Raw genomic sequence first — 14,494 nt, 5'->3', positions numbered from 1 at the left:
ATGCTGAGACCTTCTTTCGCTTTTAAGCTGGCGGGACGCTCGGGGTCCAGCCGCAAGCTCTGGGCCGTGCTCTCGGTTTTGTTGGGCAGCCTGGGATTTTTGCTGTTTCAGGGCGGAAAGCTGGCCTTGATGCTGTTTGTTATCATATTTATACTCAGCGTTTATTTGCTGCTCGGCCAGTGGAGCGGGATCAAGCGCACGAAAGGAATCCGGACGCTGAAGCACAACGAATTCGGAACGACGATCGAAGCCGGCAGCACCCTTGAAGTGACAATCCAGCTGCAAATCCCGGGATTTTGGCCGATGCCTTACTTGTTCGTCAAGGATCGATTAGTTCATAAAAGCGGCCGGGAGCTGACGTTTGAGGCGACGGTTGTGCCCGATTGGAAAAGACGCGCGCAATGGGAGTACAAAACGCCGGCGATGCGCCGCGGGCACTATGTGTTCGGGACCACGGAATGCGTAACCGAGGACGTGTTTGGGTTGTTCAAGCATAAGGGAGAGCTTGAGCTGCCTCAAAGCATCTCTGTTCTTCCGCAAACCGTGCCCATACGGGAATGGCAGCAGTTTCATCAGATGGTTAAAGGAACCAATCACCAATCCTCGACGACACGTGCCGCGCGGGAAACCACACAAATTAATGGTGTCCGCGAATACATTTACGGAGACCGGCTCTCGCGGATTCACTGGAATGCGACCGCCAAGACCGGAACCTGGAAATCGAAGGAGTTTGAGCGGGAATCGCTTCCCAAGACCTATTTGTTTCTGGACCGCAGTCTGCGGTCTTATCAGGATCCCGATCCGTTCGAGCTGGCGGTTTCGGCGGCCGCCTCGATGTTCCAGTACGGCGCTCATCGCGGCCTGGCTCTTGGGCTTATTTCCTGCGGGGCGGACGATAAGTATTTTGAACCGAGACCGGGGCAGGCGCAGTACCATGCCGTAATGCAGCATCTCATTGATGTGGAGGCGGACGGAGTATACGGCGCGCGGCAGGTGCTGATGGAGAAAATCCATATGCTTGCGCCGGGCAGCTTCATTAAGCTGATCAGTCCGGTTTCGGGGGATGGCATGCTTGAGCTGCTTGTCTGGCTCAAGCAGCAGCAAATGAAACCCTGCCATCTGTGGGTCAACCCGGATGCCGCCCGCAGGGAAGCTTGGGTCAAGCAGCTCAAGTCCCGCGGCATCGTTTGTTATGCGGTGCAGCATTTGTCGGAGCTGCCTTTCCAGTTGGGAGGTGGGAGATGATGAACGAAAAACCGCTTGCCTGGTGGAAGCGCTTGTTGTTTCACGATTGGCCGCATCGGGTTACGGTGCTGTTGTGCGGCTTGTTTTTGCTTCAGTTTACGATCTGGTTCTCCAAAGAAGACGGCCTGTGGCTGCAGGAGACGGTTGTTATCGTTCAGCTGACGCTGCTCGTCATTTTTATAATGGAGCATGTTCCGCTTATCCATTGGCTTCTTCGCGGCGCGTTGGAGCTCGGTGCCATTATTGTTATCAATATCCAGGTGCTCGAACGGTACGAGGTGATCGAGCCCATGCCGTTCTCCAGCTTTTTATCTTCCCAGCTGTTTTTGAACCTGTACGATCTTACGCCTTACTTATGGTTCGCCCTTGGCGCCTGGGTCGCTTATTTGACCACGATCTGGTGGGTGGAAGCAAAGTGGCGGATTTATATTCTGCTGGTTCTGACGGTTCTGGCGATGTGTATCCGCGATTCGTTTTCGGCCATTTATTTATGGCCGCAGGTGGCTGTCGTCGTCGCTTGCGGGCTGTTCCTGCTGATTTTATGTCACTTTATGCAGCTTCGGCGCAAGGATTCGTCGGCTTGGCGGAAGCTGGCCGACTACCCGGCATCGATTGCGATTCCGGTCGTTTCACTCGTATCCCTGACCATATTTATCGGGGCGCTGATGCCGGAGGTAGGTCCGACGCTAACGGATCCTTATACGGCATGGCGCAATTTCAAAGGGGAGCCGATGAATTTTACAACCGGCAAGGGAATCCAGGTATCTGCTGTTGTGGACGCGACGGATTCTTCTTCCGGTTACAGCCGCAACGACTCTAATCTCGGCGCAGGGTTCCAATTTGACTACACGCCGGTCATGACCGTAGAAACGACGCACAGGGCCTATTGGCGCGGTGAAACCCGTTCGCTTTACACCGGGAGAGGCTGGGAGGAAAGCGACGGCGAACGCCGGGGAGCCTGGAATAACGTGCGCCCGGACGCTCCCGTTCCTGCCGATCCGAGGTATCCGGCGGGAAATCGGAAAACCGTTGAGGTGACGCAAACGGTGACCATGCTCACAGATGAGCGGTATCCCGTTTTCTTTGGCGCCTATGCCGTGCAAAAAGTAACCGGCATTAACGGAGCGAAGAGCGGATTTGAAGCGCTGCAATGGTCCGCCCGGCAGTCGGAGCTGAGATACGGCGAGCATCAGCCTTATCCGAAGACGTATACGGTGGTGTCCCACATGCCGGTAGTCGACGAGGCGGCTTTGCGCGCACTGCCGATGGAACCGGTACGGCAGGGGATGAATGAGTTTTTGCAGCTGCCGGACCATTTGCCCGAACGTGTGCGCACGCTGGCAGCCGAGATTACCAGAGAGGCTGCGAATCCGTACGATAAAGCCAAGAGAATCGAGCAGTATCTCCAGTTGAATTTTCCTTATACGAACAGACCCGACTTGTCCAAGGGCCGCAGCCGCGACTTCGTCGACCGCTTCTTGTTTGAAATCCGGGAGGGGTATTGCGACTATTATTCCACTGCCATGGTGGTGATGGCCCGTTCTGTGGGCCTGCCGGCCCGTTGGGTGAAGGGCTATGCTTCCGGTGCGGCGGAAATGAACGGGGAATTGTTCGGCATGTTCCCGGACGAGGTTTCGGCCAATACCGATGCCGGCGGAGTGTATACCGTACGGAACTCGGATGCCCACTCCTGGGTGGAGGTCTACTTCAACGGCTATGGCTGGATTCCGTTTGAGCCGACCGCCGGATTCGCTCTGCCAACGGCGACGGCGGAGGCCAATCCTGCAGTCGACGTTTCCGAAGCTCCGGGTCCCATCGTAACCGAGACGGAAGAAAATACGCCCGTCGTCGGGCCGCATCATGTCGCCACAGGAGGCATCCTTGCTGCGGCTGCACTGCTTGCCGCTTTTCTGGTTTGGAAATTTCAACTCATCGAGCTGTGGAGAGAGCGGGAGCGCAGGCGCAGAGCTTCGCTGATGAAGCAGAAAGTCATTGTGGAGTGTGAGCGGCTGCTCCGTATTTTCCGACGCAACGGCTACGTGCGCGAGGAATACGAAACGCTTCGGGAAGCGATGCAGCGCTGGACGAAGCAAAGCGGATGGATGAAATCGGAGCTGGATGCCGTGCTTTCTGTTTTTGAAAAAGCGAAATACGGGAATGCGGAAATTACCGAAGAGGATTGGCGTCAAACGACGCAAATCGTAGAAAAGCTTCGTTCTCAGATGTAGCTTGAATCAAAGGCTGGACGGCTTCGGGCTGCCGGCCTTTGAGGGTATTCCTTTTTGCAACAAAAAGGAGTATTATGGTATAGTTTGACGTATACAGCCTAATGTCTTTCGAGGTGAACGCTTTGCTGAAAAAGCTGATTCCACGCAAACAAGTGAATTCGATTTATGAAATAAAACTCGACGAATTATGGGAGCAGGGGTATCGGGGCATCATTACGGATTTGGACAATACGCTGGTAGGGGCCAAGGCGCCGCTGGCTACGCCGGAGCTGATCGATTGGCTCAAGGTAGTGGCGCACGTGGGCTTTCAGGTGGTCGTCGTCTCCAACAACCAGCGGACGAGGGTGACCAAGTTCGCGGAGCCGTTATCTCTGCCTTTTATTTACCGGGCCAAAAAGCCCTCGAGCGCATCCTTTCGAAAAGCGCTGCAGATGATGAATTTAAGGGCGGAAGAGGTCGTTGTGATCGGCGATCAAATGCTGACGGATGTGCTGGGGGGCAACCGGATGGGCTTGTATACCATTCTGGTGGTTCCGATTTCGCTGGGCGACGAAGGGTTTTTTACGAAGGTAAACCGCCGAATCGAGAAAGCGGCTTTAACGATCATGAAAAGGTAGGGAATCCATGACGGATCAAAAACAAATGAGAGAAGATGCGTTACACTGTACAGGCTGCGGCGTGGCGCTCCAAACCCAAGACGCCGAGAAGCTCGGCTATGTGCCGGAGCAGGCGCTGACGCGAACGCCGGTCATTTGCCAACGGTGCTTCCGCATAAAGCATTACAACGAAGCTTCCAGTATTACTTTAAATCAGGATGATTTTCTTCGCCTGCTTACGCATGTAGGCTCGACGCAGTCGCTTGTTATCAATATTGTCGATTTGTTCGATTTCGAGGGGAGCATGATTTCGGGACTTCCGCGCTTCGTCGGAAATAACCCGATTGTGCTTGTAGTCAACAAAATCGATTTGTTGCCCAAGGCGACGAACTATAACCGGATCTTAAACTGGGTGCAGCGCCAGGCGAAAGAAGCGGGACTGAAGGTTGCCGAGGTCGTGCTGTGCTCCGCAAAGAAAAACATGGGCTTCGAACGGGTCATTGAAGCGTTGGACAAACACCGCCGCGGCCGTGATATTTATGTGGTCGGCGCAACGAATGTAGGCAAGTCGACGCTGATTAACCGGCTGATCCGGGATTACAGCGACCTGGACGCGGAGCTGACGACTTCGCAATACCCGGGCACGACGCTGGATCTTGTCCGGATTCCGCTTGAGGACGGCGCATCCATCATCGACACGCCCGGCATTGTCTATCAACACCGGCTGACGGAGCTTGTGAGCAAGAAAGATCTGGCGAAGCTGATGCCGGACAAGCCGGTCAAGCCTTTGGTGTTTCAGCTAAACGAGCGGCAGACGATTTTCCTGGGCGGGTTTGCGCGGTTTGATTTTGTACAGGGAGCCCGGCAGTCCTTTACTTTCTATATATCCAATGCGCTTCAGGCTCACCGGACCAAGCTGGAGCGTGCGGATGAGCTGTACGAGGAGCACAAGGGCGGGCTTCTGTCACCGCCTGCCAGGGAGGAGCTGGACAAGCTGCCGAAGTGGGTAAAGCATCCGGTACGCATTCCGAAGGGTTCGAATCTGGATGTGTCCATTTCCGGAATCGGTTGGGTAAAAGTGAACGGCGAGGCCGGAGCGGATCTGGTTATTCACGTGCCTAAGGGCGTAAAGGTTGCCGTCAGGGAGCCGCTCATTTAAACTTTTGCTTCAGATTGTTTGCAATGGCAGCCAATGGGAGGAACGGGAAACGATGAGCAAGCACAAGCTGGATAGTCATACGATGTTGTACGGCGTTTTTGGGGATCCGATCCGGCATTCGAAATCTCCGATCATGTTGAACAGGGCATTTGAAGAAACAGGGCTCAATGCGGCTTACGGGGCGTTTCACATTTTGCCGGGAACCTTGAAGGACGCGGTCGCAGGGATTCGGGCGCTTCAGTTCCGGGGGGTCAACGTCACGATTCCGCACAAAGTGGAGGTGATGTCGTATTTGGACGAGATCGATGAAGCAGCCCGCGTCATCGGCGCCGTCAATACGATTGTAAACGAAGGCGGCAAGCTGATCGGATATAATACCGACGGCATCGGTTACATCCGTTCGCTCAAAGAAGAAACGGGCATCGATTTGAAAGGCCGCAAGGTGCTGATGATCGGAGCGGGGGGCGCCGCACGCGGCGTCGGTTACGCATTGGTCAAGGAAGGCGTGGAGCATATCTGGATTGCCAACCGGACGAAGGAGAAAGCGTTGGAGCTTGCGGCTTCCATGAGCGGGTTCGGAAGCGTATCCGGTCACGGACTGGACGAGGCAGGCAAGCTGGCTGGCGAGGCGGCGCTGATTGTGAACAATACGCTGCTCGGCATGCATCCGAATGTGGACGGGGTGCCTATGGACGTAGAGCTGATCAAGCCGGGAACGGTGGTCAGCGATTTGGTGTATAATCCCCTGGTTACCCGTTTTTTAAGAGAAGCCCGGGATCTTCGCGGAGCGACCGTTCACAGCGGCTTGGGCATGTTTATTTATCAAGGCGCCTATGCGTTTGAATACTGGACCGGTCTCCCGGCTCCGGTTGCAGCCATGCGGGAAGCGGTGCTGCAGTCTTTTGAAGAGCGGCAAACTTAAGTCAATCATGGAATTCATCCATAGAATAGAGGTAGAAGGACTGGCATGTTAACAGGTAAACAAAAGAGGTATCTGCGCTCGCTGGCGCACCATTTGAACCCGATATTTCAGGTCGGCAAAGGAGGAGTGAACGATCATTTGATCCGCCATATCAGCGAGGCGCTGGAGGTGCGGGAATTGATCAAGGTCTCGGTACTCAACAACTGCTTGGAGGATCCTAAAGAGGTGGGGGCGGAGCTCTCGGACGGCGCGGGTGCAGAGCTTGTGCAGGTCATTGGAAAAACCATTGTGCTGTATAAAGAATCCAAAGAACAAAAAACGATCGAGCTTCCGGTATAAGCTTTAAGCTTCAAGCGAAGCCGGGATGGATAATGCAAAGAGGGGGAGCCGGATGAAAATCGGCCTGATGGGAGGAACCTTCGATCCCGTTCATATCGGCCATTTGATCGCAGCCCAGAGCGTTTACGAGGAGCTGGAGCTGGATGAGGTTTGGTTTATGCCAACGTCCATGCCGCCGCATAAGGAACAGGCTCCCGGAGCTTCTCCGGAGCAGCGATGGCAGATGGTGTGCCTTGCCGTAGAAGACCACCCGGCTTTCAAGCCATCGGATGTCGAACTGCGCAAAGGCGGCATATCCTACAGCATCGAGACCGTACTCATGCTCCGTTCCCGGTACCCTGAACATGAGTTCTATTACATCATTGGAGCGGATATGGTGCAGTATTTGCCCAAATGGTACAGAATCGACGAGCTGATCAAGCATGTGACCTTTGTCGGATTGCGCCGCCCGGGGTATGAAACCGGCTGCGATGCACTGCCTGCCCCGATCAGGAAGGCTGTTCGTTTAGCCTCTATGCCGCAAATTGAGCTATCCTCTACGGGGATCAGACAGCGGCGCGCGGAGGGCCGGTCGGTGCGTTATATGGTGCCCGACCGGGTAAATGACTATATCGAGGTGAATCGTCTTTATGAAGCGTGAAGACCTGATGGAATCGGTCCGTTCGCAAATGCCGGAGAAGCGCTGGGTGCATACGCTGGGCGTGATGGAAACGGCTGTCAGGCTGGCGGAGCGGTTCGGAGCGGATCCTGTCAAAGCGGATCTGGCGGCTATTCTCCACGATGTGTGCAAATATTGGCGGGTGGACGAGCAAGCGCGGATTATTCGGGAAAACGGTTTGCCTCTTGATCTTCTGGAATATGACAAGGAGCTTTGGCATGCGCATGCGGGCGCCTGGCTGGCTCGTGAACGGTACGGTGTGGAGGATGAAGAGGTGCTGGATGCGATTCGCTACCATACCTCGGGGCGGGGTCAGATGACCCTGCTGGACAAGGTGGTTTGCCTTGCCGATTACATGGAGCCCGGGCGGGACTTTCCAGGCGTGCATAATATTCGCGAAATCGCCGAATATAGTTTAGAGAAGGCGCTGCTTGCCGGATTTGACGGAACGATAAGGTTTTTGCTGGATAAAGGAAAACGGATATATCCGCTGACGCTGGCCGCTCGCAATGGTTTGATTGAAGAGCTGGAGCAGCAGGACGGCGGAATGGTACAGAAGAGCTGAAACATTTGTATAGTTAAGGGAGGAAACTAGATGACGGTACAACCGGAGGAGCTTATGACGCTTGCGGTCGAGGCGGCCGAAGACAAAAAGGCAATAAACATCGTTACCCTGAATCTGTCCGGAATATCGCTGATTGCGGATTATTTTATCATTTGCCACGGGAATTCCGAGACACAAGTACAGGCGATTGCTGCGGAAATCCGCAAGAAAGCGGAGGAAAAAGGGGTGCGGATTCGCGGATTGGAAGGGATGGATACGGCGCGCTGGGTGCTCATCGATCTTGGCGATGTGGTCGTTCATGTTTTCCATCGCGATGACAGAGAATATTATAACATCGAGCGTCTTTGGTCCGACGCGAAAGTGGTCGAGCGGGTATGAGACTTGAAGCCGGTACGATCCGGCGGTTGGAAGTGGCAAGGGAAGTGCCGCCCAACGGCTATTTTTTGACCGACGGGACGCAGGACGTGCTTCTGCATTACAGCGAAACGGCCGGGGAAGTGAAGCCCGGGGATCAAGTAGACGTGTTCCTGTTTCACGATACGCAGGACCGGCTGGCGGCAACGATGCGAAAGCCTCTGATTCGGCTTGGCGAGGTGGCGCTGCTAGAGGTCGCAGATATTCATCCGCGCTTTGGATGCTTTCTTGAGATGGGGCTGGGGCGGCACTTGCTGCTGCCGTTTAAGGAGCTTCCTGAGCTTAAGGAGCTTCGTCCAAAGGTGGGTGACAAGGTCTTTGTCGTGCTGACGCACGACCGTCAGGGCCGGCTCGTGGCTAAAACAGCGGGGGAAGAGCAGCTGAAAAAGCTGTGTTTCGATGCTCCGGCAACTTGGCGAGGCCAATGGGTGGAAGCAAGGGTGTACAAGCCCCTGCAGATGGGCACGTTCGTCGTCTGTGACGGAGGCGTGGTCGGCTTCGGAGTCATCGGCTTCATCCATTCCTCCGAACGGACAAGACTGCTGCGGTTAGGCGAGCAGGTCAAGGTTCGCGTGACATTCGTGCGCGAGGACGGGAACGTGAACTGTACGATGCGCGAACGCAAGGAAGTCGGGCGGGATGAGGACGCGGAAAAGCTGCTGGCGTTTCTTCATGAACGGCCGAACAAGGCCATGCCCTACTCGGACGAAACGCCTGCCGATCTGATCAGTCAGCGTTTTGGCATAAGCAAATCGGCATTCAAACGCGCCATCGGCAAGCTGATGAAAGAAGGCTTGGTTTATCAGGAAGGCAGCTGGACTTACCTGAAGCAGGATCCGACAGAGCCGGTTACCCAGTGAAGAAGCGCTGAGGTGCCGGTTTTTTCTTGCGCCGGGAGGATACTGATGATGCATTAAGACAAGGAGGTTTGCCGTGTGGCTTATGAGCGGTTCTCGTATATTTACGACCGTCTGATGGAGGATATGCCCTATGAGGAATGGATGCGGTTTGCCGGACAATGCTGGGACAAGTATGGTGTTCCCCGGACCGTCGTCGACCTTGGCTGCGGCACGGGAGCCTTGGCGATACCGCTTGCGCAGCAGGGCTTCGAAGTGATCGGCATCGACCTCTCGGAAGATATGCTCGCGGTCGCTCAGCAAAAGGCGGACAGCGTGCATCGGCATTCACCGTTCCCTGCCGGAGGCGGGCTGATGCTGCTGCAGCAGGATTTGCGCGATTGGGAGCTGGACCGTCCTGTGGATGCGGTCATCTCGTTTTGCGACTGCTTCAACTATTTGCTGGAGGAAGAGGATGTCGTGCTGGCGATCCGGCAAGCCTATGCGGGGTTGAAGCCGGGCGGTGTATTTCTGTTTGACATGCACACCCCTTATCAGCTGCAATCGTATGCCGAATCGCAGCCCTTTACTCTGAACGAAGAGGACATTGCGTATATATGGACATGCGATTTTGACCCGGGACGCTGTGAGATCGAGCATGCGCTAACGATTTTCGTCAGAGAAGGAGAAATGCTCGAAACGGGATCCGACGATGCGGTGACAGAACGCTTTCATCGGGTGGAGGAACTGCATTTGCAGCGTGCTTATTCTCTGGATTGGCTTGGGGAGAAGCTGCGTGAAGCCGGTTTCCGGGAAACGGCCTGCTACGGGGATTTTACGTGGGAGCCACCTACGGAAAATACGCAGAGGGTGTTTTTTGTGGCGGTAAAATAGGCTGACCCTGTTCGAGGCAGGAAACAGGCGGGGGATGACGAGCCGGACTATTTTTCGATCAACCGCAAAATCAGCTGCACAGCGCTCAAAATCATGCCCCAGAGCGGCAGCGACAAGATCAAACCGTTCAGTAATCCTCGCATCGGCGGCAACCTCCAGCACACACTTTTTATACAGTATGTACAAAAAGTCTTTCTGGAATCCCCGGCAAAGAGGATTATCGTGCCGGAAGGGCGATTTCTTTCGATGGCGTCCTGCTTGACACACAGGAACGGTTTTACATATAATGAAATTTAATTGGATCGTTTGCAAGGCTATGACAGAAAGCAGTAGCTGTACGCCGTATTTCAGAGAGCCGATGGTTGGTGGGAATCGGTTGTGGTCGCAGCGAACTCGTTCTGGAGCCAGAAGGTGAAGGGAAGGATCGTCGGAAGAAGGGTCCGAGACCTAGCCGGATCGTATTCCCCGCGTTAAGGGGCTGGAGTGGACAGGGGCAAAGCATGCCGGCTGTCAACTAGGGTGGTACCACGGGAAGCAAAGCTCTCGTCCCTAGCTAAGGCTAGAGGCGAGGGCTTTTTTGTTTTTATTCGAAGGAGGCATAAAGCAACATGGCACAGGAAGTCAAAGAACAGCAAGGATATAACCCGCAGGCGATTGAACCGAAGTGGCAGCGCTATTGGGAAGAGAACAAAACGTTCAAGGTGCTGGACGACGATAGCAAGCCCAAATTTTACGCCCTGGATATGTTTCCGTATCCTTCCGGCGCGGGACTGCACGTAGGCCACCCGGAAGGGTACACGGCCACCGATATTGTGTCCCGGTACAAAAGAATGCGCGGCTACAACGTACTGCATCCGATGGGGTGGGATGCGTTCGGTCTTCCGGCGGAGCAGCATGCACTCGATACAGGGGAGCATCCGCGCGACATTACGATCAAGAATATCAATAATTTCCGCAGACAAATCAAATCGCTCGGCTTCTCGTACGACTGGGACCGCGAATTCAGCACAACCGATCCCGATTACTACAAGTGGACGCAGTGGATTTTTATCCAGCTTTATAAAAAAGGTCTCGCCTATGTCGACGAGGTCCCGGTCAACTGGTGTCCCGCGCTGGGAACGGTCCTCGCCAACGAAGAGGTGATCGACGGCAAAAGCGAACGCGGAGGCCATCCCGTCATTCGCAAGCCGATGCGTCAGTGGGTGCTGAAGATTACCGAGTACGCAGAACGCCTGCTGGAGGATCTGGAGGAACTCGATTGGTCTGAAAGCATCAAGGACATGCAGCGCAACTGGATCGGTAAATCCAAAGGAGCGGAAGTGACGTTCGCTATCGACGGGCATGAGGGTGACAGCCTGAAGGTGTTCACGACTCGTCCGGATACGCTGTTCGGAGCGACATACTGCGTTTTGGCGCCGGAGCACGAGCTGGTGAATCGGATCGTGACGGAGGGACAAGCCTCGGCGGTGAAGGAATATCAAGAGCGTGCCGCCCGCAAGAGCGACCTGGAGCGTACGGATTTGGCCAAGGAGAAAACCGGAGTCTTTACCGGAGCCTATGCCGTCAATCCGGTGAACGGCAGCAAGGTGCCGATCTGGATCGCCGATTATGTACTGGCGGGCTACGGAACGGGAGCCATTATGGCGGTGCCGGGACATGACCAACGGGACTGGGAGTTCGCCAAACAGTATGATCTTCCGATAATTGAAGTGGTGCAGGGCGGGGATCTGTCCAAAGAGGCTTATTCCGGCGACGGTCCGCATGTGAACTCCGGCTTCCTGGACGGGCTCAACAACGAACAGGCCATCGGAGCCATGATTCAGTGGCTTGAGGATAACGGCAAAGGCCAGGGCAAAGTGACCTATCGTCTGCGCGACTGGCTGTTCAGCCGCCAGCGTTATTGGGGCGAGCCTATTCCGATCCTTCATCTGGAAGACGGGACGATGAAAACCGTGCCGGAGGATCAGCTGCCGCTGCTGCTGCCGGAGGTCGACGAAATCAAGCCGTCCGGCACAGGAGAATCGCCGCTGGCGAACGTAACCGAGTGGGTCAATACCATCGATCCGGAGACCGGCATGAAGGCCCGCCGCGAGACGAACACGATGCCGCAATGGGCGGGCAGCTGCTGGTACTACCTGCGTTTTATCGATCCTAAGAACGATAAGGAAATTTGCTCTCCGGAGCTGCAGCGCAAGTGGCTGCCGGTCGATCTGTACATCGGGGGTGCGGAGCATGCTGTGCTCCATCTGCTGTACGCGCGCTTCTGGCACAAGGTGCTGTACGATCTCGGCGTAGTGAATACGAAGGAACCGTTCCACAAGCTGGTCAATCAAGGGATGATCCTCGGCGAGAACAATGAGAAAATGAGCAAGTCCCGCGGGAACGTCATCAATCCCGATGTCATTGTCAATGAATTCGGAGCCGATACCCTGCGCTTGTACGAAATGTTCATGGGTCCGCTTGAGGCGACAAAGCCGTGGAGCGCCAACGGCGTAGAGGGGGCTTACCGCTTCTTAAGCCGGATCTGGAGATTGTTCATCCAAGAGGACGGGCAATTAAGCGCGAAAATTAGCAGTGAGGAAGAGGGCAGCGAGGCGTTCAAACGGGTTTGGCATCGTACCATCAAGAAGGTGACCGAGGATTTTGAGGCGCTGCGCTTTAACACGGCGATCAGCCAGCTGATGATCTTCGTGAATGAGGCCTACAAGACGGATCGTCTTCCGAAAGCGGCTATGGAGCACTTTGTGCAGTTGCTTTCTCCGCTTGCGCCGCATCTGGCCGAAGAATTATGGGAGAAGCTGGGCCATAACGATACCGTAACTTATGAACCATGGCCGACCTATGATGAGGCCTGGACCGTAGATAACGAGGTGGAAATCGTTATTCAGGTGAACGGTAAAATCATCGAGCGCGCGACGGTTGCGGCCGATGCCGATGAAGCTTCTATGCGGGAGCTGGCTGTGAATCTGGATAAAGTGAAGGATGCCACGGCGGGTAAAACGGTCCGGAAAGTCATCGTGGTCAAAGGCAAGCTGGTCAATATTGTAGCAGGATAAAAAGGATAAAACGGGCAAGCATCAAAAAAACAACCGCCCCCCGGATGGCTACGGGCACGGCGGTTCATAAGGAAAAGACGTGAAAGCATCGCGTTCTTCATCGGCTTTGGTCCCGAAAAAGCGGGCTTCCACCTTTTCCAAATCTTCTTCGTATTTGGCATGAGTTGTGCGGATCAAGTCGTAAAAGACGCTGCACAGCTCTTTTTCCATTATACGGAGTCCTTCCTCTGTAATTCCGCCGGGTACGGCTACACGCTGCTGCAGCGCGGCGGGAGTAAATCCTCCATCTGTCAGCAGCTTGCCCGTCCCCAGCGTCATTTCGCTGGCGAGCCGCGTCGCCTCTTCCTCGGAAATTCCGGTGGCCGAGACGGCTGCCTGGATATACTTTTGAATGAAGAAGGCGAGGAAGGCAGGTCCGCAGCTGGACAGGTCGGAGGAGATTCGGGTGTGTTCCTCGGATATGCGAATCGGAGCGCTTACGCGGGATAACAAGTTTTCGAGCCGTTTTTGATCCTCGTCCTTCATCCGGTCCCCATAAATACAAAGTGTCGCTCCGCTGAGTACATGATTTGTGATGCTCGGAATCACTTTGGCGATTTTGCAGGGCAACAGCGCTTCGAGATGCCGGATCAGCACCGGGCTGGTGATCGAAACGATGATCTGTTCGGGTGTCAACAAAGCCTGAATCTCCTCAATGACATCTTTGAACTCGAGAGGCTTGACACAGATAAACAGCAAATCGGCTTGAGAAGCCGCTTCTTTATTGGAACGGGCAACTTGCAAGCCCGGATAGTTCGCTGCCAAAAGCTCCGCTTTGGCGATGGTCCGGTTGGTCGCCACCACGTTCTCCGGGTTTACAGCGCCGGAGCGGATGAACGTTTCAATAAGCATACTGCCCATGCTGCCTGTTCCGATGAAACCTACTCGCATGACGATCCCTCCTGTTTCTTCATGTATATCAGGGAGGATATGAATTTATGCATCAATTTACCAATAAAAAGAGGTGATGAAGATGGGATCAACGAAAGGGGGAGCGGGATGATGCGAATCGCTTTGATCGCGCTTGCTGTCGGTCTTTCCGCGGCACTGCTGATGATTTATCCTAAATGGGCGGAGCCGCCCGCGTCAAGCTTCATTAGCGCCGATGCGGAAATGCGCAGGCTGCTGCAGGAACAAGCGGAGCAAAAGCCCCCATCGCAGACGGTTCCGGGCGGTCAGCAGGAGGGAAAGCCGCCGGAAACAAAGCCTGTGGAAGATCAAGGGCCTGCGCCGGAGCTCCCCAAATCCACTTTGGAAGGGAAAGGTTCATCCGCCGCAGAGGAGGCGGATCAGGCCGTTGCGAAGTCGGGCAAGCTGAATCTGAACACGGCGACGGCGGAGCAGCTGGATGATCTGCCCGGTGTCGGTCCAAGCAGAGCGCAGGCCATTTTGGAGCTTCGTCAGCGGTTAGGCGGCAAATTCCGCTCCCCCGACCAGCTGCTTGAGGTCAAAGGAATCGGTGCGAAAACCTTGGAGAAGATCAAGCCTCATGTCACCGTAGAGCCATAGCGGAGTATTTTATAGACAACGCTTTCATTTTGGG

Annotated in this window: 14 protein-coding genes and 1 other annotated feature; of the genes, 13 read left to right on the top strand and 1 reads right to left on the bottom strand. The window is 54.9% G+C overall.

The window, feature by feature from the left end; genetic code table 11:
- The 12 genes from BLT35_RS03280 (at position 1) to leuS (ending at position 12,912) form a co-directional block, all read left to right on the top strand.
- Positions 1-1,245, top strand: a complete 1,245-nt coding sequence (locus tag BLT35_RS03280) for a DUF58 domain-containing protein (protein WP_175471917.1) — start codon at positions 1-3, stop codon at positions 1,243-1,245.
- Complete coding sequence (locus tag BLT35_RS03275; RefSeq protein ID WP_249929606.1) at positions 1,242-3,473, top strand: transglutaminase TgpA family protein; 2,232 nt, start codon at positions 1,242-1,244, stop codon at positions 3,471-3,473. Before BLT35_RS03280 ends, BLT35_RS03275 begins: the two co-directional genes overlap by 4 nt.
- Positions 3,474-3,595: 122 nt before the next feature.
- Positions 3,596-4,090, top strand: a complete 495-nt coding sequence (locus BLT35_RS03270; RefSeq protein ID WP_062410855.1) for a YqeG family HAD IIIA-type phosphatase — start codon at positions 3,596-3,598, stop codon at positions 4,088-4,090.
- Between the two features lie 7 nt (positions 4,091-4,097).
- A complete protein-coding gene (gene yqeH, locus BLT35_RS03265; protein ID WP_062407474.1) occupies positions 4,098-5,228 on the top strand; it encodes a ribosome biogenesis GTPase YqeH in 1,131 nt (376 codons plus the stop codon).
- A 52-nt stretch (positions 5,229-5,280) separates the two neighbouring features.
- The gene (locus BLT35_RS03260; protein ID WP_062407476.1) at positions 5,281-6,150 is read left to right on the top strand and encodes a shikimate dehydrogenase; all 870 of its coding nucleotides are present in this window, start codon (positions 5,281-5,283) and stop codon (positions 6,148-6,150) included.
- A gap of 45 nt (positions 6,151-6,195) precedes the next feature.
- The gene (yhbY, locus tag BLT35_RS03255) at positions 6,196-6,489 is read left to right on the top strand and encodes a ribosome assembly RNA-binding protein YhbY (RefSeq protein WP_062407479.1); all 294 of its coding nucleotides are present in this window, start codon (positions 6,196-6,198) and stop codon (positions 6,487-6,489) included.
- A gap of 52 nt (positions 6,490-6,541) precedes the next feature.
- Complete coding sequence (locus BLT35_RS03250; protein WP_062407481.1) at positions 6,542-7,129, top strand: nicotinate-nucleotide adenylyltransferase; 588 nt, start codon at positions 6,542-6,544, stop codon at positions 7,127-7,129.
- Positions 7,119-7,712 carry a bis(5'-nucleosyl)-tetraphosphatase (symmetrical) YqeK gene (gene yqeK, locus BLT35_RS03245; RefSeq protein ID WP_062407483.1) on the top strand — a complete coding sequence of 198 codons (594 nt, stop codon included), beginning with the start codon at positions 7,119-7,121 and terminating at the stop codon, positions 7,710-7,712. The genes BLT35_RS03250 and yqeK overlap by 11 nt, the downstream gene beginning before the upstream one ends.
- A gap of 30 nt (positions 7,713-7,742) precedes the next feature.
- The gene (gene rsfS / locus BLT35_RS03240; protein WP_054818531.1) at positions 7,743-8,090 is read left to right on the top strand and encodes a ribosome silencing factor; all 348 of its coding nucleotides are present in this window, start codon (positions 7,743-7,745) and stop codon (positions 8,088-8,090) included.
- Positions 8,087-8,986 (top strand): CvfB family protein, encoded by a 900-nt coding sequence (locus BLT35_RS03235; protein ID WP_074726996.1) that lies wholly within the window; start codon positions 8,087-8,089, stop codon positions 8,984-8,986. The genes rsfS and BLT35_RS03235 overlap by 4 nt, the downstream gene beginning before the upstream one ends.
- A gap of 75 nt (positions 8,987-9,061) precedes the next feature.
- Positions 9,062-9,856, top strand: a complete 795-nt coding sequence (locus BLT35_RS03230) for a class I SAM-dependent DNA methyltransferase (RefSeq protein WP_062407486.1) — start codon at positions 9,062-9,064, stop codon at positions 9,854-9,856.
- A 307-nt stretch (positions 9,857-10,163) separates the two neighbouring features.
- Positions 10,164-10,410, top strand: a binding site (T-box leader).
- Between the two features lie 54 nt (positions 10,411-10,464).
- Complete coding sequence (gene leuS, locus BLT35_RS03225) at positions 10,465-12,912, top strand: leucine--tRNA ligase (RefSeq protein ID WP_074726995.1); 2,448 nt, start codon at positions 10,465-10,467, stop codon at positions 12,910-12,912.
- A 48-nt stretch (positions 12,913-12,960) separates the two neighbouring features.
- On the opposite strand, the gene comER is transcribed toward leuS, so the two are convergent.
- A complete protein-coding gene (gene comER, locus BLT35_RS03220; RefSeq protein ID WP_074726994.1) occupies positions 12,961-13,842 on the bottom strand; it encodes a late competence protein ComER in 882 nt (293 codons plus the stop codon).
- Between the two features lie 108 nt (positions 13,843-13,950).
- On the opposite strand from comER, the gene BLT35_RS03215 reads away from it, so the two are divergent.
- Positions 13,951-14,460: a ComEA family DNA-binding protein gene (locus BLT35_RS03215; RefSeq protein WP_074726993.1), complete on the top strand. Its 510-nt coding sequence runs from the start codon at positions 13,951-13,953 to the stop codon at positions 14,458-14,460.
- Positions 14,461-14,494: the final 34 nt, after the last annotated feature.

Source organism: Paenibacillus naphthalenovorans, assembly GCF_900099895.1.
GTDB classification, from domain to species: Bacteria; Bacillota; Bacilli; order Paenibacillales; family NBRC-103111; genus Paenibacillus_G; species Paenibacillus_G naphthalenovorans.
The sequence above is the reverse complement of the archived record's forward strand: the minus strand, read 5'-3'. Positions and strand labels throughout refer to the sequence as shown.